This is a genomic window from Marinomonas sp. BSi20584 (assembly GCF_002792415.1).
Lineage (GTDB): Bacteria > Pseudomonadota > Gammaproteobacteria > Pseudomonadales > Marinomonadaceae > Marinomonas > Marinomonas polaris.
In genome coordinates this window covers 116507-142825 of record NZ_KZ454877.1, presented here as the reverse complement: position 1 = coordinate 142825, position 26319 = coordinate 116507, and the positions used below count along the sequence as shown (strand labels likewise).

Here is a 26319-nt window from a genome sequence, read left to right as displayed (position 1 = left end):
GTGGAGCAGACCATGTCTTCCAATACTTCTGCACGCTCGGAAGGGCTTCAGCCTATCCTGAGTTTGCGCAAAGTGTCTAAAAATTTCGGTGCCGTAGCAGCCCTTACTGACATCGATCTTGATGTCTATCCTGGCGAAGTGGTTGCTTTAGTTGGAGACAATGGCGCAGGCAAATCAACACTCATTAAAACCTTAGCAGGCGCGCATTCACCTTCGTCTGGAACGATTCATTTTGAAGGCAAAGAAGTGGTAATGGATGGGCCAAGCGATGCTTTGAGTCTTGGCATTGCCACAGTTTTTCAAGATTTAGCATTGTGTGAAAACCTAGATGTTGTTGCGAACATTTTCCTTGGGCAAGAACAAAACCCTTTGCACCTTGATGAAACGCAAATGGAGGTGACGTCTTGGAAATTATTAAACGAGCTTGCTGCCCGTATTCCTAGCGTTCGTGATGTTGTGGCATCACTTTCGGGCGGACAGCGACAAACAGTGGCGATTGCACGTTCGCTATTAACCAATCCAAAAATAATCATGCTTGATGAGCCTACTGCTGCACTTGGTGTGGCTCAAACCGCTGAGGTATTGAACCTAGTCGAACGCGTCAAAGCAAAAGGTCTTGGCGTCATTATGATTTCCCACAATATGCAAGATGTACGAGCGGTTGCTGATCGTGTGGTGGTATTACGATTAGGTAAAAATAACGGAGTGTTTAGCGCTGATGCCTCCAACGAAGAGCTAATAGGTGCCATCACTGGAGCAACAGACAATGCCGTTTCTCGAAGAGCAAAACGTTTAGCTGAAGCGGATAAAAACGTTGGAGAAGTACTATGAGTGATCAAACAAAAGAAAACATTAACAACGTAGGTCTTCTAGATCGCAGCGATGAACGAGTAACCCATGCAAATGATTTTTCCGGCGGCCTTAGCGCCTTTATTGATCGTGTTAAATCAGGTGATTTAGGGTCTTTGCCTGTTGTCATCGGGCTTGTGCTAATTTGGGGTATTTTTACTGCGATTAATCCTATTTTCTTGTCTGCAAACAACCTTGTAAATCTGCTGTTTGATTGTTCAACGGTGGGCGTTATCGCACTGGGGATTGTCTGCGTCTTGATGCTTGGGGAAATTGATTTATCCGTTGGTTCTATGAGTGGTGTTGGTTCTGCGCTGTTGGGCATGTTGTGGATAAATCAAGGATGGCCACTGCCTTTGGCTATTGGTGCAAGTCTTTGTATGGGTGCCATGATGGGCTTTGGGTACGCCTTCCTACGCACTAAATTCGGCATGCCAAGCTTTGTTTCTACGTTGGCTGGATTGTTAGCGCTACTGGGGTTCCAACTTTTCGTATTGGGCTCTACAGGCTCCATTAACCTTCCGTATGGTTCGTCAATGGTGGACTTTGGACAATTGATGATTATGCCTGCTTGGGCGGCCTATACTTTTGCCTTTATTCCAGGGGTTGTAATTGTGGTTATGGGGTTGCGTGTTCGCATTAAACGTCAGGCTGTAAACCTATCTGCCAAGAGTGTGAACAGTATTGTCTTCAAAGCGCTGATCGTTACTTTTGCCCTAGAAGCAGTAGTAATGTACTTAAATCAATCCCGTGGCGTGCCATGGATGTTTGCCCTGTTTGTTTTATTGGTTATCAGTATGGACTATGCGTTAACTCGAACTAAATGGGGACGTTCCATGTTTGCTGTTGGCGGCAACGCTGAAGCCGCTCGCCGTGCCGGTATTAATGTTAAAGCAATTTATATCAGTGCCTTTGTACTGTGCTCTTCGTTAGCGACCTTAGGAGGCGTATTAGCTGCCTCTCGTTTGGCCTCAGCAAGTCAGCAAGCAGGCACAGGCGATGTAAACTTGAATGCAATTGCCGCTGCCGTTATTGGTGGTACAAGTCTATTCGGTGGCCGAGGTTCCGCGTGGTCTGCACTGTTAGGAATTATTGTTATCCAGTCCATTGCAAATGGATTAACTCTTCTAAACCTGTCTTCTTCTCATCGTTACATGATTACTGGCGCAGTATTAGCCATTGCCGTAATTGTAGACAGTTTAGCCCGTCAAAGTCGTGTTTCTCATGGTAAAGCGTAACGCTATCGTTAAGGAGTAAAGTGTATGACTACAAATTTAAATGGAAAAGTAATTGCGATAACTGGCGCGGCATCCGGTATTGGTTTGGCGTGTACAAAAGCCTTTATAGAACAAGGTGCTAGCGTTGTGTTAATTGACCGTTCCGCAACCGCACTAGAAAAAGCGTGTAAGGAGCTTGGCAGTAAAGCGCTGCCTTTAGTTATCGATCTTTTGAAAAACGAAGAAGTGGATCATATGTTAGAAGGTATTTTGTCTTTAACAGATGGTCGTTTAGATGCTTTCCATGCAAACGCGGGGGGCTATGTCGGTGGTGTTTTTGCTGAAGGGAACCCTAATGAGTGGGACCGTATGCTGAATTTAAACATTAATTCTGTCTTTAGGTCCGTTCATGCTGTCTTGCCACATATGATCGCTCAAAAAAGTGGCGACATTATTGTTACTAGCTCTATCGCGGGGATTGTTCCTGTGGTTTGGGAGCCAATTTATACTGCATCTAAGCATGCGATTCAGGCGTTTGTTCACACACTACGTCGCCAGCTAAGCGTGCATTCCATTCGTGTTGGCGCTATCGCTCCAGGCCCTGTAGTAACTGCTTTATTAGACGATTGGCCAAAAGCCAAAATGGAAGAGGCGCTTGCTAATGGTAGCTTAATGCAACCAGAGGCAGTCGCTGATGGTGTTGTCTTTATGCTCACAAGACCTGCCAATATTACGATTCGTGACCTCGTGATTTTACCCAATAGTGTGGATTTATAAATGAACAGCTTAATGAATAAAACCTCCAAGTCTTATGTGATTGGGGTCGATGTTGGAACAGGAAGCGCTAGAGCTGGCTTATTTGATCTACAAGGTAATATGCTACATGTTGCGAAGCATGAGATCACAACGTTTCAAGATGTCGATGCTCGATACGAACAATCGTCCGACAATATTTGGCAAGTCATCTGTGCCTGTGTGAAGTCCGTCGTCAGTGCATCGAAATTGTCTGCTGATGCTATTGTTGGCTTATCATTCGACGCCACCTGCTCTTTAGTGGTCGTAGATGAGAGCTTTGCCCCTTTACCCGTTGGCGAGCATAACATTGCGGAACGCAATGTTATTGTTTGGATGGATCAACGAGCAACGGACCAAGCTCATGATATTAATGCACTCGGTCATAGTGTTTTAAACTACGTTGGGAATCGCATCTCACCAGAGATGCAAACACCGAAATTATTGTGGCTTAAAAAATACTTGCCAGAGACTTATCACAAAGCTGCGCATTTCTTTGATCTAACGGATTACCTTACCTTTAGGGCTTCAGGTTCATTGGCACGGTCTATTTGTACGCTTGTGTGCAAATGGACTTATCTTGCCCATGAAAGCCGTTGGGACGCCTCTTATTTCGAAGCCATTGGGTTAGAAGATTTATCTCATACTCAGTTTTCAAAAATCGGCTCTGAGGTTGTTTCTCCAGGAATATCGTTAGCTCAAGGCTTAACGGATAGTGCTGCAATGCAACTTGGGTTAAACGCAGGAACCGCTGTGGCGGCTGGGTTAATTGACGCTCATGCTGGCGCTATTGGATCTGTTGGAGCGCTAACAGAAGACGGAATTTCTGCGCCCTCTGAATGTATGGCTTATGTTTTTGGCACCTCGGCTTGTACCTTAACGACCTCATCAATTGAGATAAAAGTTCCCGGTGTTTGGGGGCCTTATTTCTCAGCAATGCTCCCAGAAATGTGGCTTAACGAAGCTGGCCAGTCTGCGGCAGGGGCAGCAATTGATCACTTGGTAATGATGCATCCTTCTTCGGCCGAAGCGCAGCAGTTAGCAAAGGAAGCCAAACTTCCTTTGAGTGTATGGCTGTCTAATCGTGCTAAATCAAACATTCATAATTTGAGTGAAGCGATCAATCTAGCCAAGGGTGTTCACGTTGTCCCTGAGTTTTTGGGTAATAGGGCACCTTTTGCTGATCCAAAAGCCAGAGCAATCATAGCGGGGCTAAATATGGATAAATCTATTGATAGCCTAGTAACACTTTATATCGCTGGTATTTGCGGACTTGCTTATGGGTTGCGACAAATTATCGAAGCTCAGGCAGAACAAGGGTTGACCATCTCAAGGGTTATTATCAGTGGCGGTGCTGGACAAGACCCATTGGTGCGTCAGCTCATTTCTGACGCAACTGGTAAAGAGGTTATTGCGCCAAGCTCGGATGAACCCGTCATGCTTGGAACCGCTATGCTAGCCGCGGTTGCTGCTGGCAGATATTCCAACTTAGAAAGTGCGATGAAAGCCATGTCTTCTTTTGGGAAAAAGTATTTACCGGCCGAGACTGATATCTGCAAACAGCATGATGCTCGATTCTTAGCGTTTTGTAGACTTCAATCTGTTGCTAGGGAGTTGTAACCGTGACATTCGATACTGAAATAGCAGTGGCATCTGAACTTGGAAAGCTCAAGTTAATTATCTTTGATTGCGATGGCGTGTTAGTTGACAGTGAAAATTTGTCTATTGCGGCTTTGCATGATGTGATTCTTAAACAAGGTGGAATACTGAGTGAAGAAGAGGTAATTCAACAATTCCAAGGTCGCAGTATGAAATCGGCACGGGATGAATTGTTTGCTAAACAAGGCGTAATGCTATCGCAGGAATCGTTGGATGAAATGAACAAACAGTTGTTTACGTGTTTTAAAGAAGAGCTACAGCCCGTTCAAGGTGTAAGGAGCTTCATTGAATCACTCGATTTGCCTGTTTGCGTTGCTTCATCCTCTCATCCAGAACGAATTGATGTGAGTCTAACTGCTACAAAGCTTAAGTCGTATTTTGCTGGCAATATTTTCTCTTCCACTATGGTTCAAAGTGGCAAGCCAGCACCGGATTTGTTTTTATTTGCAGCAAAAAATATGTCTGTTCCTGCGGACTGTGCTCTAGTTATTGAAGACAGTCCTGCTGGTGTCGAAGCCGCTCGACGTGCCGGGATGCTTTGTATAGGCCTGACTGCTGGCTCTCATGCAAAGCATCCAAATCACAAACAACGACTTATTGAGGCTGGAGCCCATTGGGTTGTAAGTAGCTATGAAGAGGTTGCTGAAGTGGTTGAGAAGCTATCAGAGATCAACTAACCTAAGAGTAATGGACTTATCAGACTTTACTAGACACCATCAAACTCGAAAATCCTCATGAAGTCTCTGCAAATGTTCTTTCAGTCGTTTTTTATGCTCTTCATTCATCGGTAGGTTTTTTAAAGCCTCAGGCCAAAGGCTTCTGGCTTTTTCCATCGTATCGTCTAAATGTGGTTTGATCGCTCGCCATGGAATATCTGATTTAATTGCCCAATGTTCAAAGTGTTTATATGAGACATCATACCAAGCCTTCGTCTTTGCAAGGTTAAGAGCGAAGTGTTGTTCGTTTTCAATATAAACACTGGTGGTGACTATGTCGTAAGCAGGCGAGAGTCTGGGAGTTACTTGATCTAAATACAGTAAGCTCCAGTTTTTCAAATGGGCGTCGCCGTTTGCTAATAGGATGTTGGCGAGTAAACGACGGGCAAGTTGTTGGGCGTCATTTAGACCATCACCAGAAAACTGATACAAGATTTTTGCTATTTGTTCGTAGTTGCCTGAACTGTATTTTTCATGTGGGTACTTCACAAGAACTTGAGCAAAGTCTTCCATATGAATGCGTTGATCGTCACGTCGATCAAATCGTTTTATGGCGAAAGCTAATTTTTCATCAGGAAGATTGATTTGAGGAAGGTTGTCTAATTGGTCTATCTCGACCAATTTTATTTCAGGAATATCAACGCCAATGAGAGAGGCGAGAGTCATGGCTGTGAACTCGTTTGCGGGCACTTCTTTGTGTTTAGTAGAGGGTGTTTTCACAATCCAATCGCCAAGCACATTGTCTTTCGAAAGATTATATCGACCGTCTTTTTCTTTCATGGAAAACTTCATCTGAACGCCTGCCAAGGAGAACTTGTTCTCTTGGCTGAGTTTGTCGAATTTAACCGCTTTTACTTGACCATGAGATGAGAATAAATGGACAGGAACATCTTCAGGCTCCATCGGTTCAGCGACTAATGCACCCGGTAAATCCATACCCAGATAAGACAAAATATGGAACTCATTATCAACATGAGTTTTGAGCCCTTGAGCGATCAGTTCTCGTAATGAGCCTTCAGGCAATAGATTAGACAAAATAGGGTGCAGGCGTTGGTTTGTCGCCCATGGCTCAGATAGCATTTTGTTGGCACGTGGAAAATTTGGATGGGTGGTTAAGCTAAAAGTAGGGCGTGTTGTGCTTGATTGATAGCTTTCAGCAAAATAAAGAAGATTACGTCCATTTTTTGCCCCCGCCAAATATCCCACTAGATGGCCATGTAACGTCAACTTAAGAACACTAATTTCCGTTGTCATATTCGTCTCCATCTTCTAATAGTCCTTTCCATGGATCATCCGATAGTTTTTTTTGTTCGTCAGCATGAGTTGGCTGTTTATTTGGTAAAGATGCGTTGTGGTCATCACTTTCAAGTACGGTTAAAACGGCTGTGAGCTTTTCTTTTGGAATCAGCATGACGTCGCTATTTAGACCTTGGGCAATCAGTTCAAGCGTATCGAGTCTTGGGTTGCCTTTTGCTTCAAGCCGCTGGTATTGCTGCCTAGAAATACCAATACGCATTAGCATGTCATTCTGCTTGAGTTTCAGTGCTAAACGGCGATTTTTGATTTGCTGTAGTAGATTTATCATAAGGAAACTAATAAGTTGCTTTTTAATGTATAGAAACATATTAGTTGCTATTTTGGTTTAAGGCAACTAAAGAGTTTCTTTTTTCGGGCTTAATGATTAGTGTAAGTGGCATAGAGATAGCCGTTGATAATTCAAATAGCCTACCTATTCAAATCATGGTGTGATTTGAATATTGCGGATAATCTCATCATCACCTTTATGAAGACTAAGTTGGTGAAAGTTGCTATAGAGGAAAATTGAGCGTGAAAGCAGGGTGGTCTTGAGCAAATTATTTTATGAATTGGTCTACAAAATAATACGTTATAGGTTATTTTTTGTAGACCTTTTATAGTGCTGAGAAGGCTTTAATCCCACTGAAATTCAATTTTATTACGAATCAAAGTAACAAATATGTCCAAAATTATGCTTTGATTCAAAGCAATTTAAACCATGCATTTATGGGTATTTTTGCCTTTAAAGTATGGGGTAATTTGAGATGCTTTGATTCGAAGGGTAGAGGTCATGAGCCAAAATGGGCCAAAATCCCCTGATATAGAGCTTTATTGCCTTATATTGCTTTGATTCAAAGGATGTGTGTTTACTAAGGCGTTGAATACGTTATATAAAGTAGTTCATTGTCATGTAAGGGAATGTTCAGAGTAACCTTGACATGGTAGAGGTCTATTTTCCTTAAATTTTCCAAACATCTCTGTTTTTTCTTGGTGTTTACGGGCTGTTTGGCTTGTTTGGTGTAATTGAAAAGTTGCCTATATTGCTGTCATTTTCGTACAGGCATAAAAAAGAGAGCAGTTAGCTCTCTTCTTCGTCGATTAGTGCTGAGTTGCGATTAATCCTAAAGATACTTTTTTAGTCAGATTTTCTAGCCAATTTTTATCGCCAATGAGCGAAATATATCACTTAGTTAGTGGTGTACTTACATGCCGTTAGACTGTTTGCAATGTTCACAAGCGCATTGCAAACAGCTTGTTTGGAGTTGGCTTCACTATTTGATATTAAGCTTTAAGCTGTGCAATATTGAGTGCTTCGCCACATTTGATTATTGATCGCTTTTGCGTATTAGCGTAAAGAGCTAGCTCGTTAAGTACTTCTGCTCCAAGAAAATTTTGAAATTCTGTCTGATTGGATGAAATTTTGTAGTCTGTTTGAGCGTTATCTCCGAGATTTGACTGGAAGATTCCGGCAGCACTAACTGGTAAGAAGTCTTCATATACTAACGGTTCATACTCGATGTAGCCGGCATCAATTAAGTCCTTTAAGTTAGTTGGAATAGTCGTATTGTTTAATGCTTCATAGCCTTTATCCGTTACAAAATAGCGGAAGTAGGCGAGGTTCTGATCGTGCATTTCCTTATGATTATCGGGGAACTGAGAGAAGTGTTTTTCTAGTATTTCTGTGTAGCGTTGTGCGTTTTCCTCATTAGGAAACTCTTTCAATTCAGACCGACTAGCATTCAGCAATTCATCATATAGTGTTCTACCCTTTGGAGTTAAAGCCGCACCGCGTTGTTCAATCTCACCGAAACGAGCAGTGTGACTGCCTGCTTCACTGTCTTGATCGCTGAACGCCACTTTTTCTTGTAAGGCTTTGAAGCTAGTTTGACGTAGTAAAATAGGACAATTACGACGTGGTGGGCCTTCAACAACGGCTTTTGGCGTAATGTTTCGAGTTGGCATTTGAGTTTGAACTTGGTCGATATCTAGTGTGCGGGGAGTCAGGTGGTTGATGTGAGGTCCCTTGAAGGCAACCACATCCGCAATTAATCTGTGCTGATCATGTAGCTTTTTATATTCGTCACTTGTGACGGTTGCAGTCTTGTGCCAGCGAAACGTCTCTAACGCTTCATTAATGAAAGTCTCAGAATCAACTTGGCTCAGTCCACCGTTGAGTTCACACTGCTCGATTAGTTCTAATACTCTCGAAGTGAATATTTGTCGTTTAGCCAGCGTGTTTGCTGCGAGTTGCTGTGTCTCTCCGTTATCTATCAATTCGAGTCTAAGTAACGATGTGAAAACTCGAAAAGGACTGATTTGTAAGTCTTCCTCATGTACTGCGCGAAACGCTGTGGAGTGCACTGGTACACCCGCTGGTGTTAAATCGTAGTATCCAACTGGTTCCATTCCCATGACGGCAAAAAGACGACGAATCGTTGAAAGCTCAGATGGTGTGCCTACACGAATAGCTCCATGACGTTCCATGGATAGGCGTTTCAACTCGCCAGTTCGTTCTAAATGAGCTTTAGTATTTGGTGATTTTTCTAGTACTTCTTGATTGATGTCCTCCACCAAAGAGAGTAGGTCACCATAAAGAGGTACTTCTTCTCGATACATATCAGACATGTGCTTAGAAAACTGCGCGCGGATTTCAGATGGGTTAACAAAATTCTCATTCTTTGGCTGCATGGTTAAAAACCTTTTGGAATTATTTAATTGGATTTTTTTAATCTGCGGACTAGTACGCTCATTTATACCTTTAACACGAATCAGTTTGGTTTAGGTTAGCTTAAAACATAAAGCGATTTATATGCATAACATCATTCCAAATTTGAATGGAAGACTTGGAGTTCAAAATTTTTTAGCACGATAAGGGCATTGATCCTGAAGTTGTTTAAGGTTTGGGAAGGGGATTTTTTGATGAGGTTTTTGTTTTGGTTGGTTTTTTTTAATTTTTCTAAATGTATTTTTTTAGAGGAGAGTAAAGCATAAAAAATTATGCATTCATAAAATGAATGAAAGGTGTTCATATTTTGATGTTGTCTTGTGCTTTTCTTTTTAAGAGTATGTGTATGCGTATTGAACATACAAATAAAAACCCAAAGCCGAAATAAAAATAAAAGAGGCAAAAAATGAAGATTAAAAATGCAGTTATCGCGATTTCTCTTGTTACTTCAAGTGTTGTGATGGGATTGGGGGCAAGTTCTGCTTATGCTGATTGGCCAACCAAGGACATCCACTTAGTAGTGCCGTATTCTGCGGGCGGCAATACGGATGTACTGTCGCGTCAAGTGGCGGATTTACTGCAAAAAGAACTGGACGTAAACATCATAGTAGAGAACCGACCTGGTGCCGGTTCAACAGTAGCGACGGGGCGACTTGCTCGTGGTGGTCGCGATGCTGATCACACTATTTTGATGGCATCACCTGGGCATGTAATTGGAGCCTCCATCTATCCTAACCTTCCTTATGACGCTGTAAACGATTTTAAATTTATAGAAAAGCTGCTTGATGCTCCAAATATTATGGTTGTGCCTTCTAGTAGTCCGTACAACACCGTTGCTGAATTTATTACAGCGGCTAAATCTAAGCCTATGACCTTCAGTCATCCAGGCGTTGGCAGCTCCATACATATGTCTGGGGAGTTATTTAAAACACTGACTAAAACAAAACTCACTGCTGTTCCATTCCCTGGTAGTGGTGCAGCACTTCCTGCTCTTTTAAGTGGTGATGTTGATGTTTCATTTGAAAACGCTTCTACCGTTCTTCCTCATATTCAGTCTGGTGGGTTGAAAGCTCTTGCCGTCACTTCAAAAACTCGTTTCAAGGCATTACCTAATGTGCCAACGGTTATAGAAACTGAAGGTTATGATTTGGGTGGATTTGTGACAACCGTGTGGAATGGCGTAATTGCAGGAAATGGCTTCCCGGATGAAGGCGTTGAGGTATTACAAGCAGCATTGCAACGTGTGAAAGAAAGAAAAGAGTTTACTGAATTCATCGACAAAATGGGCGCTGAGAAGAGCTCTGTTTCTGGTGAGGACTTTAAGTCGTTTATTGCCTCAGAAGTTGAGCGTTGGAAAATGGTTGCTGAAGAAGCTGGTGTTCGTCAGAACTAATGTGGTTACCGAGCGAGAGAGGTAGGTTTTTTCTTACCTCTCTCAATACTAGTAAGCTTAATAAGGTACCTAAAATGTTCAAAGGTTTTAAGCAATCATCTGCTGATATTTCGACAGTCTTGGTTGGCGGTGTGATGCTGGCCTTCGCTTGCCTGTTATTGTTTTATCTTATCCCTCAATATGTGACTGAGCCTGCACTGGTTCAGAATCCTATGATGTCTCCAAGCTGGCTACCTCGTTATATGGGGTGGTTGATTTTTCTAATAGCGATTTTGCTCATTATCCAAGGTTTATTCCGTAATGATAAAGACAATAAGGAATCCGCTGGTTCTGAACGAGGCCCCGTTTTACGGTTTTTGTTAATGGCTCTGGCGTTGGTAGTCTATTTGTCTTTTTTTGAGTTAATTGGCGCCATATTTAGTGGCGTCCTAGCCACTCTTATACTCTTTGCTGCTCACCCAATTCGAAAAAAATGGGTATATAGCCTCGCATTTATTATTCCTGTTGTTATCACTTTATTGTTTACCAAGGTTCTAGGTGTGCCATTACCTGTAATGCCTTATTAAATAAGATTCTTGAGTATATTTAGGATTGTTTTATGGAAAATTTTTCAGAAGTTTTATCGCTCTTTTTTGTGTGGGATAACTTCATTGCAATTGCTATCGGTGTCTTTTTAGGTGTTGTAATTGGTGCTATTCCTGGGCTTACAACAACCATGGCTGTGGCGTTAGCATTGCCTTTTACATTCTCTATGGAGCCTGTCTCAGCGATACTTCTACTAGTGGGGATATATAAAGGTGGTATGTATGGTGGGTCGATAACAGCAATATTGATCCGTACACCAGGCACACCTGCTTCAGCTTGTACGCTATTGGATGGCTATCCTATGGCGCAAAATGGCGAGGCGAAGAAAGCACTAAAAATGTCCCTATATTCTTCAGTGATAGCCGATATCATATCTAATATTTCACTGATATTTTTTGCTGCGTACCTTGCGAAAATAGCTTTAAATTTTGGTGCTCCGGAATTCTTTTGGCTTATCTGTTTCTCCCTGACCATCATCGTGTCTTTATCAGGGGCTTCCGTTCTCAAAGGCTTTTTAGCGGCTGCATTAGGGCTCATGATTTCCTTAGTAGGTTTAGACCCTGTTTATGGATCTCAACGACTTACTTTTGATGACTACAATTTGATGGATGGGATTTCGTTTATTCCCTTGCTAATTGGCCTTTTCGCTATCCCTGAGGTGATTGGTTTTTACCAACGAAAAGTCGCATCAAAAATTGTTATCAATGCAAATGGCAAAGAGGTTTCTTGGAGTGAGTTCAAAAGATGTCTTAAAACGATTGTTCGAGGCAGTTTCATTGGCGTCATCATTGGTGCTATTCCAGGTAGTGGTGCGACCGCAGCAGCCTTTATTTCTTACAGTGAGGCGAGAAGAAAATCTCCTAATAGAGAAAATTTTGGTAAAGGTGAAATAGAGGGCGTTGCAGCAGCCGAAGCTGGAAACAACGGTGTAGCAGGGGCGACTATGATTCCTTTGCTTTCTCTTGGTATTCCTGGCGATGTGGTGACGGCTATTATTCTGGGGGCATTCATGATTCATGGACTGACGCCGGGTCCTTTAATGTTCCAAGATAATCTCTCGCTCATCTACGCGCTCTTCATAGGAATCATGGTCAGTTCCTTATTTTTATTAGTAGTTGGGCTTGGCGCTATAAAATATTTCTCAAAAATCGCAGATGTTCCAAAGGAAATATTATTCCCAATCATTGTGATGTTTTGTGTCTATGGTGCTTATGCCGTCAATAACAATACGTTTGATATTTGGTTAATGATGGGCTTTGGTGTTCTAGGTTATATATTCAATAAAACAGGGATTGCTTCTGCACCTTTTTTAATTGGATTCATATTAGGCCCCATGTTCGAAGATAACCTTAGGAGATCATTGTTAATTGGTAACTATGATATGTCTATTTTCTTTAGAGGACCGATTACATGGTTCTTTATCGTGCTGACACTTGGGTCAATTTTCTTTTCTTTTAAACGATGGCTTGCTTATAGGAATAAATAGAAAGCCATTATTCTTATTTAAAGACTTAATTCTAAATTGAAAAATTATTTATTTCCTTTTTTAGGTAAGGGTTAACCCTGCCTGTTTATAAAGATTTTTATATTCAAACTTATTATAAGGTTGAGGGTTCGTATGGATACTTTGTTGGATTTCATAGAAAAAGTGGTGGGAGCAAAAAATATCCTTCGTGGTGAGGATGTCCGTGCTCGACCTGCAGATTGGATTACAAAAGAGCCGTGTTTGGCGTTAGCGCTTGTTAGACCCGCTAATGCTGAGCAGTTATCGCAAGTAATGGCTTTGTGTTACGAAGCGGATCAGCCAGTTGTAACACATGGTGGTTTGACTGGGTTGGTGCGCGGTGCTGTAGCTGCATCGAATGAGTTAGTTATCTCGCTTGAGCGTATGACTGAAATTGAATCGGTCGACCCTGTGGGCGGCACTTTGACCGTTCAGGCTGGGGTGCCACTTCAAATCGTTCAAGAGGCTGCGGAGCAAATCGGGATGCAATTTGCTTTGGATTTAGGGGCACGAGGGTCTTGTACTATCGGTGGCAATATTGCGACGAATGCAGGTGGTATAAGAGTTATTCGTTACGGCATGATGCGTGATCAAGTGCTAGGTCTTGAAGTGGTACTGGCTGACGGTTCAGTGGTCAGTTCAATGAACAACATGCTGAAGAATAACGCTGGTTATGACTTAAAACATATGTTCATCGGAAGTGAGGGAACACTTGGAATTGTTACCCGTGCGGTTCTCAAATTGCAACCACAGCAGTCTGCGTCACAAACGGCGCTAGTCGCTTGCGACAGCTTTGAAAGTCTTGTTGGGTTACTGCAGCACATGAGACAAACATTAGGAGGAGAGCTCGGTGCATTTGAAGTGATGTGGCGCAGTTATTATGCATTATTGACGAAAGAAAGCGGTCGTCATAATGCCCCTCTAGATACGGATGCGCCTTTTTATGTGTTGATAGAGAGTTTGGGGAATGACCAATCTGAGACAGCTCAACGATTTGAGCAGGCTATTACATTGGCTTTTGAAAAAGAGCTTTTAAGCGACGCCGTAGTTGCAAACTCCGATACACAACGTGACCGTCTTTGGGCTATTCGGGAGGATATCGAAGGGCTTTCTGAATTAATTGCTCCACGCTTTGTTTTTGATATTAGCCTACCGATTGTAGACATGGATACTTATGTTAATGAACTAGAGGTGTCAGTGAGAGAAATCTGGCCAGATGCCAAAGTCGTTGTATTTGGGCATTTAGGTGATGGTAATTTGCATGTCTCAATTTCGACAGGGGATTCCAATGAAGAAACGCGTATTAAAATTGAGAGTTTAGTTTATAAGCCACTGCAGGAAATAGGTGGATCCATTTCAGCTGAACATGGAATAGGATTAAAGAAAAAAGATCACCTAAGCATATCTAGAAACCCTGGTGAATTAGCACTAATGATGAGGCTAAAAGAAGCGATGGACCCAAAAGGTTTATTGAATCGTGGAAAAGTTTTGCCGAATAAAAACTAAATTACTTAATAAATAATATCGAGACCTATTTATGAAAATAATTGTTAGCGTCAAGCGTGTTATTGATTACAACGTAAAAGTACGCGTGAAGTCTGATAATTCAGACGTAGATTTGAGCAATGTAAAAATGGCTCTTAATCCCTTTTGTGAAATTGCCGTTGAAGAGGCAATACGTCTAAAAGAAGCTGGCATAGCTTCTGAAATAGTGGTGGTTTCAATTGGTCCTAATGCCGTTCAGGAACAGCTACGTACTGCCATGGCGCTTGGTGCGGATCGCGCTATTCATATCGAAACTGACAGCCAACCTGAGCCATTAAATGTCGCTAAGCTGCTTGCCAAAGTAATGGAAGTTGAGGCGCCAGGATTGGTGATACTAGGCAAGCAATCGATCGATTCCGATAATAATCAAGTTGGCCAGATGCTTGCCGCTTTAACTCGTCGTCCTCAGGGCACTTTTGCCTCGAAAGTAACGGTTGAAGGAGGCGATGTTCTGGTTACTCGAGAAGTTGATGGTGGTTTACGTACCTTATCATTGACACTACCAGCGATTGTTACGACAGACCTGCGTCTGAATGAACCACGTTATGCCAAATTACCAGACATCATGAAAGCTAAGCGAAAGCCTCTAGAATTAAAGACTCCAGCCGATTATGGTGTGGAGCTCAAGCAGCATATTTCACAATTAAAAGTGGAAACGCCAGCTCAGCGACAAGCAGGTATTATGCTGGACAGTGTAGACGCGTTGATCGACAAGTTGAAAAACGAAGCCAAAGTCATTTAAGGAGAATGGGATGAGTATTTTACTTATTGCTGAACACGATAATAGCACACTCAATCCAGCAACTCTTAGTGCTGTGACGGCCGCGAGTCAGCTTGGCTGTGATATTTCAATACTGGTCGCAGGTAGCGGTTGCCAGAGTGTTGCTGATGAAGCTGCAAAAGTTATGGGTATTAGTAAGGTTTTGTTGGCTGATAATGCTTGTTATGAGAAGGGGCTAGCTGAAAATCTAAGTGTCTTGATTGTTGAGCTGGCGGCTGACTATAACCATATTATTGCAGCAGCGAGCAGTACCATTAAGGATACGATGCCACGCGTTGCAGCCCTACTTGATGTTGGTCAGCTCTCAGAGATTGTTGCTGTGGAATCTGCAGATACATTTAAGCGCCCGATTTACGCTGGTAATGCTATCGCAACAGTGCAATCTCTAGATGCGGTCAAGGTTATAACCGTTCGGGCTTCAGCTTTTGAGAAGGCTAAGGCGGAAGGTGGAAATGCAAATACTGAGGTTGTAGATGTTGTCTTCGATATAGGGGGCTCGCGTTTCGTTAGTGAAGAGTTGGTTAAATCAGGCCGCCCAGAGTTGACCGCAGCAAGTGCAGTAATTTCCGGTGGAAGGGGGCTGGGCTCTGCTGAGAACTTTAGCTTGCTTGAAAAGGTTGCTGACAAACTAGGAGCCGCGGTCGGTGCATCCCGTGCAGCGGTGGATGCGGGTTTTGTAAGCAATGATCTGCAAGTTGGTCAGACCGGAAAAATTGTGGCACCAGAGTTATATATTGCAGTGGGGATTTCTGGTGCGATTCAGCATTTAGCTGGAATGAAAGAATCTAAAGTGATTGTAGCTATCAATAAGGATGGAGAAGCGCCAATTTTCCAAGTGGCTGATTATGGCTTGGTAGGTGATTTGTTTGAGATTCTACCTGAACTGGAAGCAAAGCTCTAAAACTGCCGTCAGAATTTCTAATCACACGCTTTAGGATCAAATGTGGCATACGGTGCTCGAGCTATTACTAGGGATGGGTTTAATTCTCTGCCAAAGATGACATTTCCTGGTGGGGTATTGATCGGTTGCAACGCCGGCATTCTCAATTTCAGTAAGATTAAAGAGACTCACACAGCCATGAAATCGGGCATGTTGGCTGGTGAAGCTATGTTTGAAGCAATCGCTGAGGGGAATGAAAGCGGCTCTGTACTGAATAGCTTCAGTGACAAATTTAAGTCTAGTTGGGCTTATGATGAACTGTTTCGCTCCCGCAATTTTGGAGCATCGATGCATAAATTCGGACCGATTCTCGGAGGCGCTTTTAATTTTGTTGGCCAGTACAACTGATGGGATTAATTATTGGGTTGACAGTTCTAGAAGCCACTCCCGTAAAGCCGAAACAGTAGGAGATTGGTCTTGATGAGGAGTGATGTGTAGAGAGTAGTCATATTTCAGTGCATCTACTTTTGACGGACTGAAAGGCATAATTAATGATCCGTTTGTAAGTTCATCTTCAACGAGACAAGAAGGCACCAATGCAATTCCAATTCCAGCGATAGCGGCTTGGAGTACATGAGAAGTCATTTCGAATTGAGGGCCAAGACGTATATTAGTTGTTGAAAGATCATGGACAGAAAACCATTGGAACCAATCGTCAGGCCTTGTAGATACTTGTAAAAGCGTATGTAATCCGGCATCAGATGGCGTGTTGAAAGGAACTCTTTCATGCAATGCTGGGCTAATTACTGGAACTAGATAGCCCTTGACTAGAGGATAGGATGCCATTCCAGGCCAAGCTCGTCCACCACCACTTATAGCGCAGTCCATTCCCTCTAATTCCATATTAAATTGGCGGATTTTTGCATGTATGTGTACAAGAATGTTGGGATGTTTAACATAGAAATCTGCCAAACGCGGCATTAACCATTTTGCTGCGAAAGTTGGTAAGCAGGCGAGGTTAATTGATGTTGCTGTGGATTTATATGTGTTTAAATTTTGTGATGCATTACGTATTCGTTGAAGTCCGCTGCTTACTTCTCTCATGTACATCGCGCCAGCTTCGTTCAATTGTAACTGCTTGCCATTTCGGTGAAAGAGTTCAACTTCCAGTAAGTCTTCCAAAGATTGTATGTGTCTGCTTATAACGCTTTGTGTGAGAGAAAGCTCTTTAGCTGCTAATGTAAAGCTAAGATTTCTTGCTGCAGATTCAAAAGCTAATAGCCAAGGCATAGATGGAGTAAGTCGGCGTGGGTTTGTTGATTTATTAGTCATATATTTACTCTATAGACCTCTATTCCATTTTGGATCGAATTTTGGGTAAGTTCGAATGTAGTGACTTAACTGGACTTTTCTAGACACTTCTAAGCCTTAGTCAATGTTCTCTCGGTTGGTGCTTATACTCTTCATTCATTGGAGAGTGGCCAAAGATATCAGACCGAAAAACCTTCGGCTTTTTTCATAATATCATCCAAATGCGGTTTTATTGCTTGCGATGAAATGTTAGTTATAGTTGTCCATTACTCAAAGTGTTTATATGAGACATCGTACCATGCTTTTGTCTTCGCAAGGCTAGGAGGAAAGTGTTGTTTAAACACTAAACTGTAATTCATGACAGTGTACGAAATGATTTGTATTTTGAGCTTGGTGATCGAATTGAATTCGTAAAGATCTCTGAAAATATATATGAAGTAAACGCTGCGTGGATTCTCCCAGAGTTTACTGGGTATCAGTCATTTTTTCACTGTTAGTGACGTTTCTACTTTGACGTTACACCGCTAAATTTGCATCGCTAACACAAGAATTAGAGCGATTTTTAGCTCCCCTTATATAAAGGCAAGTGTTATCTAACCTCGCTATAATTGCTTGCACTTCAGCTTGTTGACTAGTTAACATCGTATCTATTTTACCCAACTCATCATTCCTTCCTGTTAAAAGATAAGTTGAAATTAAATATCTAGATTTTGAATTATTTTCTATTATTAGCTTTCTTAAAGGTGATGAGCATGCCTTTGCTTAAATAATACTAACCATACTAAATGTCAGACAGGTTTTAAATACTCCGTCACTTGCTAGATTCGAGCTGTAAAAATCTATTGGAATAAAAAGAAGATTTTCTCGCGAAACTAATGGTTTTTTAGCTCGCATTGTGGTCTTTTTCGTTTTTTATTCGACCTAAGGTAAGCTATAAACGGATTAGTGCTCAATCATTTTTCCACTGTGATAAAAAATTAGAGTTATGTAGAAATCAACCAAATAAAATGAACCCCCCTTACATTTTTTGACCATTCCTCTTCAAAGTTTTCCATATTTTTTCTTTTACAATAAATTATCAAACGCCTGTTTTTTTATATCTAAAATTCAAATAAGATTGTTATTTTGACCCATTAAATTATATTTTTTTAGCCAAGGGTTTTAACAAAATTATAATTTTTATAGGTAATATCACCATGTAAGTCAGTTTTTTTAATTAGTCTTAAATTTCCGGTTGAGATGATTTAAATAGAGTTGAATATGTGTTTTTTTATATTAAGAAAGGTGTTAAAAAAATAAATTATATTTATAAATTTGTATGTGTTTTAAATGTAAGTTTTAATGTTTATATTTAATTATTTATTAAATATAAAATCTATTTATAATTGTGTGTTTATGTATTTTTATGGTGTATTTATGTAATTATTCTGAAATTTCGGTTTATTATTTATATTTTATTGTTTTAATGTTAAACAATATTTATTTTGAAGTATTTATAGATGATTGTAAGTCTATATATTATTTAAATTTATAGTTTTTAAGGATTTTTTGATGCCGGCTAAAAATTTGTTATCTGATTTGTTTGTAGAAACACTTGAGCAAGCAATAGATAGTGTGGTTGTAATTAATCCTGAAAATGATATCGTTTTTTACAATTATTCAGCAGAAAAATTTTGGGGGTACAAAAGAAAAGAAGTCATCGGAAAAAATGTAAAAATTCTTGTCCCTGATAGCATTAAACCTAATCATGATAATTATGTTAATGCTAATCGAAATGCCGGTGCGAATAAAATTGTCGGTACCAACCGAGATGTTGAGATAGTTTGCAAAGATGGTTCGAAAAAATGGGGATCAATGTCCATATCAAAAGTTAATGTTGACGGTGTTTTTTTGTACACTGCTTTTATTCAAGATGTAACATCTTCTGTTATTGAACGTAAGCGTGTTGAAATGCTTTCTTTAGTAACGGATAAAACTGGTAACGCAATATTGATTACTGACGCTTCTTGGAAAGTTGTTTACATTAATGAGGGCTTTTCGACTCTTTTAGGATATGAAAATGACGATCTTTTGGGTCATACGCCCACTTCTGTTATTGCTCCGCACTTTAGTGAAGACCGAATTATAGAATTAAGAGAGACATTGGTAAACGGCGTTGAGGTTAAGATTGATGAACTTATTAAGAGTAAATGTGGAAAAAAAATCTGGTGTTCTGTGATGATTGATCCTGCTTTTAATGAAGCTGGAGAGCTCACTAACATTGTCGCAATTTTATCCGATATTACTCAAACAAAAATTCATGAAGTATTGCACTCCAAAATTGTTGGCTCTCTAGCTAGAGATGAGCCTTTAGAGATGATTATGGAATCTGTTTGTCATGAAATTAGTCGGTTAGTCGACGACATTACTCCTGCAATTTTATTAGTCAATGGTAATTATCTGCAACTTTTATCCTCTCCAAAATTACCGAGTGAATACAAGAAGTTTTTACAAAAAACTCCATTGGGTAGTGATGTTGCTTCTTCAGGCACTGAGGCATATCTCAGTCTGCCAGTACTTGTTACTGATAGTGAAAGCGCTCCATTATGGGATAATTTTAGGGGACCTATCTTACCCTTACCTTGCGGTTATAAAGGTTGTTGGTCCTCTCCCATTATAGGTAGTCAAGATGAATCTGTAGGTGTAATTGCTTTTTATAGAAAAGACAATCATCCTCCATCATTATTTGAACGGCAACTAGTAAAGGTACTTGCTCCGTTATGTTCTTTAGCTTTCGATAGGGAGAAACAGCGTGAAAATATAAGACATCTTGCCTATTATGATAGTTTAACAAAGTTGCCAAATAGAAGTGTTTTGCATGCTCGTGCAGAACAGGCTCTAAAGAATGTTGAAAAAAATAATGATGTTCTTGCTGTGCTCTTTATAGATTTAGATCGTTTTAAGTTAGTTAATGATTCTTTTGGGCATCATGTAGGCGATAAATTACTTATTGAGATCGCTGCAAGAATAAATAAAAAATGTTTAAACTCAGATATTTGTGGACGTTTAGCAGGAGATGAATTTTTATTAGTTGTTTTGGGGAAAAGCTCCAGTGATCTAAATTATTTTATTGAAGATTTAAGGTTGTCATTTTCTCATCCAATAGAGATTAATGGTTCTAAAATCATACCCTCTGCTAGCATCGGTATAAGCATTTTTCCTGAAGATGGTCATGATATTAGTACTCTAATTCATCGTGCAGATATGGCAATGTATCAAGCTAAAAAACAGGGGAAAGGACGATTTTCTTTTTTTAGTCATGAATTAAATCAATTGGCAATCGAAAGGCAAGAGCTCGAAGTTGAACTTCAAAAAGCAATATCAAATAACCAGTTAGAGCTAAATTATCAGCCTCAAATTAAAATGAATACAGGCAGTTTGTATGGAGTTGAAGCGCTGGCTAGATGGAATCATCCTAAGTTTGGTGCTGTTCCACCTACACGTTTTATAAAAATTGCAGAAGAATGCGGATTGATTACTGATCTTAGTCGTTGGGTATTGAGAGAGGCATGCCGTCAAATGTCAGTTTGGCGAAAAAAAGGTATATTTATTCCTACTATCTCTGTGAATTTATCCCCACTTAACTTTCATGACGTTGATCTTTGCAATTTAATAATAAGTGAATTGGAATATCATAACCTAAAAGTATTAGATCTTACTCTAGAGATAACAGAAAGTGTCTTACTTGATACAAATCCAAGAACAATCCAAGTTCTAAATGATATTCATAATAAAGGCATTAGTCTTTCAATTGATGATTTTGGAACAGGATACTCTAGTCTCAGCTACTTAAGAAAAATTCCTTTTAAAGAGTTAAAATTAGACAAGAGTTTTGTTTCTGAACTTGAAACAGATGATATTAGTCGAGCCTTAAGCCTGGCAGTGCTGCATATAGGGCATAGCTTAAAGTTAGATGTCGTGGCTGAAGGTGTTGAAAGTCAAGAGCAATGCAGCATTTTAAAAGAGCTAGGCTACGGTATTGCACAAGGTTTTTTGTTTTCTAAGGCGCTTAATTCAATTGAAATTGAAACATGGCTGAATAACTCTCAGATAGAAGTCATATCTAATGAAAAATACATGTCGTTTCTTAGTAAGTAATCATAAAGTTGGATTATTTAGTTAGGGGGGATATGATTAAAAATAGTCGATATTTTTTACTTATCCAAAGTAACAATAAAAAGCCTTTACTGTTAGTAATCATTCAAAGAGTCGGGGCTTTTTGTGATTTAAAACGATCTGTAAAGTATAAAATTTTTATACTGCTTCTTAAAACTCTCTTATTTTTCGAAACGTTAGGAAGGTAGTTTTATTGGGCAATGCAGCATGTTTTTCCAGACATTTACTACCGTTAGAGTCAGGCACCAAATAGGTGCCTATACTTATTGTTCAGATTAAATTATTCATTAATAAAAGCCTTCAATAAAGCCGCTAAATTATCTCCTAGAATTGGAGAAATATAACCACCTTCTTGTACGATTAATGTTGGTAGATTAAGTGCTTTCACGCGCTGTCCAATTTCTGAAAAGCCTGCGGTTGTTAAACCTAACATGTCAATTGGATCTTGTTCAGAGGCATCGAGGCCTAAGGCTAGGATGATGACATCTGGAGAGTAGGTTTTAAGTTGGTCAATTGCTTTTTCAAGGACAGACATATAATCATTATCTGATGTACCCTCTGGAATCGGAAAGTTGATATTGAAACCATAACCTTGGCCTTCACCCTTTTCATGCTCATATCCCCAATAATGTGGATAGCAAATAGCAGGGTCAGCATGTATTGAGATTGTCATAACATCGCGACGATTCCAAAATATTGCCTGGGTTCCATTTCCGTGATGTAGATCCACATCTAAAATGGCAACTCTATCAAAGTCTTTTAATAATCTTTCAGCGGCAATAGCAGAATTGTTTAATATGCAAAAACCTGCGGCACCATCCGAATGGGCATGATGGCCAGGTGGGCGGCAAGCAGCATACGCAGTACTGGATTTTCCTGTTGCTATGCAGTCTGCAGCACTAATGGCTGTTTGTGCTGATGCGTAAGCTCCCAACCAGCTTTCTTCCCCAATTGGACAAGATAAATCCATAATATGCCATCCGATTTGACCAATAGTATCTTTGGGATATGAAGGAGTGTGTTTTACTGGGTGACTTTCAGGAAAAATCTCGGAGCTAGGCTCAGATAATAAAGCCCATTTAGGATAGATAGTTTTTAAAAAAAATAAATAATTTGGTGTATGAACTGCAGAGATAAATGACATGCCAAAATCATTAGCTTCTTCCAAGGGGATATTAAGCTCATTTATTACCTTTATAAAAACGTCTTCTCGCTCTGGGATTTCTTTTGCAGGTGTTGGTTTGCCATGTTTAATATAAAATTTAGGGCTGTGTTTTTTTTGGTTTTTATGATAGAAGGCTTTCAGAGTATTTCTCCATAAAGTTTATTATTGATAATAGGGCAGATGACATTATTTAAAAGCTTTGCTATTCAATATGATGAACAAGTGTTTAATCAATTATTTCTAACAGTAATTCAGCACCAAAACCTGTTTTTCCTGCCGATTAAAATAACAAAATGGCACGGCCATTTTAGGTCTTTATGCGAATTTTAGGTCTTTATGTTAAACTAAGTGTAACACCTAATGTGATACTCACATGGCCATCATGACAGAAAAAATCAGTCGAAAAACAATAAGCCTCTAAGGTTTCTCTAAATTTGATCTGCGCCATATTTTTTTAGTTCTCATGTTTTCATATCCTTTGCATATCTAATAAAATAGAAAACCGTATTTTTTATACGGTTTTTTATTAATAAAAATTTTAAAAAATGTTTTAGGATAATCAGGAGTTAAGATGCTTACGCAGAAAATTTTGAGTCCGTTCCTGATCAGGGTTACTAAATAACTTCTGAGGAGCGCATTCTTCAACAACGACACCACCATCCATGAACATAGCCCAATCTGAAACATCACGTGCAAATCCCATTTCGTGTGTCACGATCAACATGGTCATTTGCTCTTCAGCTAGGCTTTGCATTACCTGATTAACTTCTTCAACAAGCTCTGGGTCTAAAGCAGAAGTCGCTTCATCAAATAGCATTACTTTAGGCTCCATTGCTAAAGCTCGAGCAATAGCGACTCGTTGCTTTTGACCACCTGATAACCAATTTGGAAATACATCAGCTTTACTGGCAAGACCTACTCTATTAAGCAACTCCATACCAAGTTCTCTAGCTATTTTTGGGGGCATTTTTTTAAGTTTTCTAGGTGCTAAAGTGATGTTATCAATTGTAGATAAATGGGGGAAAAGGTTAAAGTGTTGGAAAACCATACCCATATTCTGGCGTATATGGTTAATATGCCGCTCAAATTGCAAACCTTTCATATCGGGCCGATTAACTTGCACTCCATCAAGAAGAATATTACCTTGATCAATTACTTCAAGGTGATTCACAGAGCGCAATAATGTACTTTTACCAGATCCAGAAGGGCCAATAATAGAGACTATTTTTCCTCTATTAACCGTTAAGTTGATGCCTTTTAGAACTTCCAAGTCGCCAAAACTTTTGTGAACATCACGAATTTCAATCATCGGTTCGTCTTTATTTCGTTCTGTATTCATTTCCGTTCTACCTTAATTATAAAATTGGTGAAGTTTTAACGACGATACGCTGTTTCACGTTCAAGCCAAACTTGTCCTAGTTCCATAAATATATTGATTAGATAATACATTGCAGCGATGACAATAAAGAATTCAAATGGTCTGAAAGACACACTTATTGCATACTGAGAGGCATACACTAATTCAGCAACCCCAATTGCTGATAAAACCGACGTGTCTTTTACCATCAAGATCATATTGTTTCCTAATTGAGGGATAGAGCGAATAAAAGCTTGTGGGACGATAATATAAAAAATAGTAGCTGCATGTCCGAATCCGAGAGATCGTGATGCTTCATATTGTCCATTTGATACTGACTTTATAGTCGCTACGAAGATGTCAGCATTATATGCCATATAATGAAAACCTAGTCCGAGTATGCCAACTAATATGGCGGGAATCAGAATCCATTCGCCAAGACCAAAATATAAAAAATAGAGCTGGAGTAATAAGGGCGTTGTCATGAATAGCCAGATAAAAAAGCGTAGGGGCCAACTCACTATTTTATTAATATAAATAGATATCACCGCTACTAATAAACCACCTACAATTGACATAAAAGCAACGATAACAGCAACAAGAGAACCCACTCCAACCCCTTTTAATAAGGTAGGAAAATAAGTTATTACCGGAGTGAAATCAAATTCCATTTCTGGAACCTCCTATAGGGTTGTATAACGCATTGCACGACGATAGGCTAATTCAATAATTCCCATTACCGCATAAATTATGATGACATACATAAACGCACTAAGCGTAAATATCTCTAAGGGTTTATAGGTAGAACCAATCAAACGTTGTGCTTGATAAGTTAATTCAACCACCGATATTATAGAAACCAATGAAGAGTTTTTGATCAACACGATGGCTAATATCCCGATAGAGCGGATCATCAGTGCAGCTGATTGCGGTAGTATAATAGATACTAAAGTTTGAACTTTCCCAAAACCTAGAGACCTTGAGGCTTCTACTTGGCCGCTATCAACAGACTCAATAGAGCCCCTAATAGCTTCGCTCATATAGGCCGCAATATTGAATGCACCGACGACAACTCCGCACGTAATGGGGTCAAGCCTTAAGCCAATACTTGGTCCACCATAAAACACTAATAATAGCTGCACGAAATATGGCGTTCCTCGGATGACACTAATATAGCCACGAGCAAACCAGCGTATAGGTGCAAATTGAAAAGACTGTAAAAAAACCAGTCCGCACGCAATAAAGAAGCCAAAAAATAATGAGCGGATAGAAATATCGATCGTGATCCACGCTGCTTTGACTAGCAACGGAGTAACCTCGATCATCAAATTGAAATCCATGAGCTTACCTTTGTTTTTCGTTATTAAGCTGCTACGTACAATGTAACTTCTTAATGAGAAGTATTAGCGTGAAAAAAGATCAGCGCATTAAATGCGATGATCTTTCCCATGGTCTTTACTGGATATTGGCACCTTTACCAATCCATTGATCTACAATTGCCTGGTAAGTACCATCGGACTTGATCTCTTTTAAAGCAGAATTTAAAGCAGCAAGTAACTGAGGCTTATTTTTTTGAATAGAAATTGCGGCTGGAAAGCGAGGTAAAGGACCTACATCGACTATTTTAATATCGCTTTTGTTTTCTCTAATGGCCACCATGACAGGTACGTCATCAGCAATCATTATATCAATGCGGCCTGTATTAAGAGCATTCATCATATCAGGTAAGCCTTGAAAGGTTTGGTTACGCCATTTACCATCGGCTTTTTCTACTGCCCACTGGTTACCTGTTTCACCTAAAGTAGAGCCAACACGCTTACCAGAAAAATCTGCAAGACTACTCACATCATTAGTATTACTTTTTACCCAGACTGCTAAGCCAGCACTATAGTAAGAGTCTGTGAAAGCGACGGCTTTTCTACGTTCTTCGGTATCACTCATACTACAAATACAGGCGTCAAAACGACCACCGGCTAGAGCTGCAATAATGCCATTCCAAGGAGATGACTGAACATTAACTTTAACTCCCATCTTTTCAGCTAGAGCCTCGGCAATATCTACATCAAAGCCGACTAACTCACCTTGAGTATTGACAAAACTAAACGGAGGATAAGCACCTGAATTGACCACTTGAAGTACATCACCACGGATTTCATCTAGGTCACGTGCGTATGTTGACGTGGAAACCATAGCGGTAGCACCAGAGATGACGGCTGCAAGCATAAAAGTTTGTGATATTTTTTTTGTGAATTTTTTCATATTTTGTTCCTTTCTTTTCAGTTTATTATGATAGACGGCGCACATTATTGTGCATCGCAATTTTTATACTGATTTATTATTATTTTATCTTTTAACTCTCTTTTTATTCGTTTTTAATATTTCTAATATC

At 40.0% G+C, this 26319-nt stretch carries 21 protein-coding genes and 1 pseudogene; 13 read left to right on the top strand and 9 right to left on the bottom strand.

What is annotated here, in order from left to right; genetic code table 11:
• The first annotated feature begins 12 nt into the window (after positions 1-12).
• Genes TY87_RS10365 through TY87_RS10345 form a run of 5 tightly spaced genes read left to right on the top strand, consistent with a single transcriptional unit; the run spans position 13 to position 5194 of the window.
• Positions 13-831, top strand: coding sequence for an ATP-binding cassette domain-containing protein (locus tag TY87_RS10365; RefSeq protein WP_100187031.1), 819 nt, complete (start codon positions 13-15; stop codon positions 829-831).
• The gene (locus tag TY87_RS10360; RefSeq protein ID WP_100187030.1) at positions 828-2087 is read left to right on the top strand and encodes a sugar ABC transporter permease; all 1260 of its coding nucleotides are present in this window, start codon (positions 828-830) and stop codon (positions 2085-2087) included. The genes TY87_RS10365 and TY87_RS10360 overlap by 4 nt, the downstream gene beginning before the upstream one ends.
• A 24-nt stretch (positions 2088-2111) precedes the next feature.
• Positions 2112-2843, top strand: coding sequence for an SDR family oxidoreductase (locus TY87_RS10355; RefSeq protein ID WP_100187029.1), 732 nt, complete (start codon positions 2112-2114; stop codon positions 2841-2843).
• Positions 2844-4478, top strand: a complete 1635-nt coding sequence (locus TY87_RS10350; RefSeq protein WP_198515354.1) for an FGGY-family carbohydrate kinase — start codon at positions 2844-2846, stop codon at positions 4476-4478. It abuts the gene before it with no gap.
• Positions 4479-4480: 2 nt separating this feature from the next.
• Entirely contained in the window at positions 4481-5194 is a 714-nt protein-coding gene (locus TY87_RS10345) for an HAD family hydrolase (RefSeq protein ID WP_100187028.1), read from the top strand.
• Positions 5195-5233: 39 nt separating this feature from the next.
• Here the strand turns inward: TY87_RS10345 and TY87_RS10340 are convergent, their stop codons facing one another.
• From TY87_RS10340 to hglS, 3 genes are all read right to left on the bottom strand, one after another.
• Complete coding sequence (locus TY87_RS10340; RefSeq protein WP_100187027.1) at positions 5234-6487, bottom strand: type II toxin-antitoxin system HipA family toxin; 1254 nt, start codon at positions 6485-6487, stop codon at positions 5234-5236.
• Positions 6471-6818: a helix-turn-helix domain-containing protein gene (locus TY87_RS10335; RefSeq protein ID WP_100187065.1), complete on the bottom strand. Its 348-nt coding sequence runs from the start codon at positions 6816-6818 to the stop codon at positions 6471-6473. Before TY87_RS10335 ends, TY87_RS10340 begins: the two co-directional genes overlap by 17 nt.
• Positions 6819-7810: 992 nt before the next feature.
• Positions 7811-9217: a 2-oxoadipate dioxygenase/decarboxylase HglS gene (gene hglS, locus TY87_RS10330; RefSeq protein ID WP_100187026.1), complete on the bottom strand. Its 1407-nt coding sequence runs from the start codon at positions 9215-9217 to the stop codon at positions 7811-7813.
• 443 nt (positions 9218-9660) lie between these two features.
• Between hglS and TY87_RS10325 the strand changes: the two genes are divergently transcribed.
• The 7 genes and pseudogenes from TY87_RS10325 to TY87_RS10295 form a co-directional block, all read left to right on the top strand.
• On the top strand, positions 9661-10647 hold the full coding sequence (locus tag TY87_RS10325) for a Bug family tripartite tricarboxylate transporter substrate binding protein (protein ID WP_012070843.1): 987 nt from the start codon (positions 9661-9663) through the stop codon (positions 10645-10647).
• A gap of 74 nt (positions 10648-10721) precedes the next feature.
• Positions 10722-11213 (top strand): tripartite tricarboxylate transporter TctB family protein, encoded by a 492-nt coding sequence (locus tag TY87_RS10320; RefSeq protein WP_100187025.1) that lies wholly within the window; start codon positions 10722-10724, stop codon positions 11211-11213.
• Positions 11214-11245: 32 nt separating this feature from the next.
• A complete protein-coding gene (locus TY87_RS10315) occupies positions 11246-12718 on the top strand; it encodes a tripartite tricarboxylate transporter permease (RefSeq protein ID WP_100187024.1) in 1473 nt (490 codons plus the stop codon).
• Positions 12719-12850: 132 nt separating this feature from the next.
• On the top strand, positions 12851-14242 hold the full coding sequence (locus TY87_RS10310) for an FAD-binding oxidoreductase (protein ID WP_100187023.1): 1392 nt from the start codon (positions 12851-12853) through the stop codon (positions 14240-14242).
• A gap of 31 nt (positions 14243-14273) precedes the next feature.
• Positions 14274-15023, top strand: coding sequence for an electron transfer flavoprotein subunit beta/FixA family protein (locus TY87_RS10305; protein ID WP_100187022.1), 750 nt, complete (start codon positions 14274-14276; stop codon positions 15021-15023).
• A 10-nt stretch (positions 15024-15033) separates the two neighbouring features.
• The gene (locus TY87_RS10300) at positions 15034-15963 is read left to right on the top strand and encodes an electron transfer flavoprotein subunit alpha/FixB family protein (RefSeq protein ID WP_100187021.1); all 930 of its coding nucleotides are present in this window, start codon (positions 15034-15036) and stop codon (positions 15961-15963) included.
• A gap of 33 nt (positions 15964-15996) precedes the next feature.
• A pseudogene (locus TY87_RS10295) lies at positions 15997-16341 on the top strand (NAD(P)/FAD-dependent oxidoreductase); the annotation flags it as partial.
• 18 nt (positions 16342-16359) lie between these two features.
• On the opposite strand, the gene TY87_RS10290 reads toward TY87_RS10295, so the two are convergent.
• The gene (locus tag TY87_RS10290; protein WP_100187020.1) at positions 16360-17274 is read right to left on the bottom strand and encodes a LysR substrate-binding domain-containing protein; all 915 of its coding nucleotides are present in this window, start codon (positions 17272-17274) and stop codon (positions 16360-16362) included.
• 1530 nt (positions 17275-18804) lie between these two features.
• On the opposite strand from TY87_RS10290, the gene TY87_RS10285 reads away from it, so the two are divergent.
• Entirely contained in the window at positions 18805-21390 is a 2586-nt protein-coding gene (locus TY87_RS10285) for an EAL domain-containing protein (RefSeq protein WP_100187019.1), read from the top strand.
• Positions 21391-21688: 298 nt separating this feature from the next.
• Here TY87_RS10285 and TY87_RS10280 read toward each other — a convergent pair whose 3' ends face one another.
• The 5 genes from TY87_RS10280 to TY87_RS10260 all read right to left on the bottom strand — a co-directional run bounded on the left by TY87_RS10280 (position 21689) and on the right by TY87_RS10260 (position 26189).
• A complete protein-coding gene (locus TY87_RS10280; RefSeq protein ID WP_100187018.1) occupies positions 21689-22576 on the bottom strand; it encodes a histone deacetylase family protein in 888 nt (295 codons plus the stop codon).
• Between the two features lie 556 nt (positions 22577-23132).
• On the bottom strand, positions 23133-23912 hold the full coding sequence (locus TY87_RS10275) for an amino acid ABC transporter ATP-binding protein (protein ID WP_072838369.1): 780 nt from the start codon (positions 23910-23912) through the stop codon (positions 23133-23135).
• Positions 23913-23947: 35 nt separating this feature from the next.
• On the bottom strand, positions 23948-24601 hold the full coding sequence (locus TY87_RS10270) for an amino acid ABC transporter permease (protein WP_100187017.1): 654 nt from the start codon (positions 24599-24601) through the stop codon (positions 23948-23950).
• Positions 24602-24613: 12 nt separating this feature from the next.
• On the bottom strand, positions 24614-25255 hold the full coding sequence (locus TY87_RS10265; RefSeq protein ID WP_232617105.1) for an amino acid ABC transporter permease: 642 nt from the start codon (positions 25253-25255) through the stop codon (positions 24614-24616).
• A 130-nt stretch (positions 25256-25385) separates the two neighbouring features.
• Positions 25386-26189, bottom strand: coding sequence for a transporter substrate-binding domain-containing protein (locus TY87_RS10260; RefSeq protein ID WP_072838366.1), 804 nt, complete (start codon positions 26187-26189; stop codon positions 25386-25388).
• Positions 26190-26319: the final 130 nt, after the last annotated feature.

What these genes read in the sequence shown, in the direction of transcription:
- TY87_RS10365 (WP_100187031.1), top strand. Translation starts at nt 13, where the DNA reads ATGTCTTCCAATACTTCTGCACGCTCGGAAGGGCTTCAGCCTATCCTG.
- TY87_RS10360 (WP_100187030.1), top strand. Translation starts at nt 828, where the DNA reads ATGAGTGATCAAACAAAAGAAAACATTAACAACGTAGGTCTTCTAGAT.
- TY87_RS10355 (WP_100187029.1), top strand. Translation starts at nt 2,112, where the DNA reads ATGACTACAAATTTAAATGGAAAAGTAATTGCGATAACTGGCGCGGCA.
- TY87_RS10350 (WP_198515354.1), top strand. Translation starts at nt 2,844, where the DNA reads ATGAACAGCTTAATGAATAAAACCTCCAAGTCTTATGTGATTGGGGTC.
- TY87_RS10340 (WP_100187027.1), bottom strand. Translation starts at nt 6,487, where the DNA reads ATGACAACGGAAATTAGTGTTCTTAAGTTGACGTTACATGGCCATCTA.
- TY87_RS10335 (WP_100187065.1), bottom strand. Translation starts at nt 6,818, where the DNA reads ATGATAAATCTACTACAGCAAATCAAAAATCGCCGTTTAGCACTGAAA.
- hglS (WP_100187026.1), bottom strand. Translation starts at nt 9,217, where the DNA reads ATGCAGCCAAAGAATGAGAATTTTGTTAACCCATCTGAAATCCGCGCG.
- TY87_RS10325 (WP_012070843.1), top strand. Translation starts at nt 9,661, where the DNA reads ATGAAGATTAAAAATGCAGTTATCGCGATTTCTCTTGTTACTTCAAGT.
- TY87_RS10320 (WP_100187025.1), top strand. Translation starts at nt 10,722, where the DNA reads ATGTTCAAAGGTTTTAAGCAATCATCTGCTGATATTTCGACAGTCTTG.
- TY87_RS10315 (WP_100187024.1), top strand. Translation starts at nt 11,246, where the DNA reads ATGGAAAATTTTTCAGAAGTTTTATCGCTCTTTTTTGTGTGGGATAAC.
- TY87_RS10310 (WP_100187023.1), top strand. Translation starts at nt 12,851, where the DNA reads ATGGATACTTTGTTGGATTTCATAGAAAAAGTGGTGGGAGCAAAAAAT.
- TY87_RS10305 (WP_100187022.1), top strand. Translation starts at nt 14,274, where the DNA reads ATGAAAATAATTGTTAGCGTCAAGCGTGTTATTGATTACAACGTAAAA.
- TY87_RS10300 (WP_100187021.1), top strand. Translation starts at nt 15,034, where the DNA reads ATGAGTATTTTACTTATTGCTGAACACGATAATAGCACACTCAATCCA.
- TY87_RS10290 (WP_100187020.1), bottom strand. Translation starts at nt 17,274, where the DNA reads ATGACTAATAAATCAACAAACCCACGCCGACTTACTCCATCTATGCCT.
- TY87_RS10285 (WP_100187019.1), top strand. Translation starts at nt 18,805, where the DNA reads ATGCCGGCTAAAAATTTGTTATCTGATTTGTTTGTAGAAACACTTGAG.
- TY87_RS10275 (WP_072838369.1), bottom strand. Translation starts at nt 23,912, where the DNA reads ATGAATACAGAACGAAATAAAGACGAACCGATGATTGAAATTCGTGAT.
- TY87_RS10270 (WP_100187017.1), bottom strand. Translation starts at nt 24,601, where the DNA reads ATGGAATTTGATTTCACTCCGGTAATAACTTATTTTCCTACCTTATTA.
- TY87_RS10265 (WP_232617105.1), bottom strand. Translation starts at nt 25,255, where the DNA reads ATGATCGAGGTTACTCCGTTGCTAGTCAAAGCAGCGTGGATCACGATC.
- TY87_RS10260 (WP_072838366.1), bottom strand. Translation starts at nt 26,189, where the DNA reads ATGAAAAAATTCACAAAAAAAATATCACAAACTTTTATGCTTGCAGCC.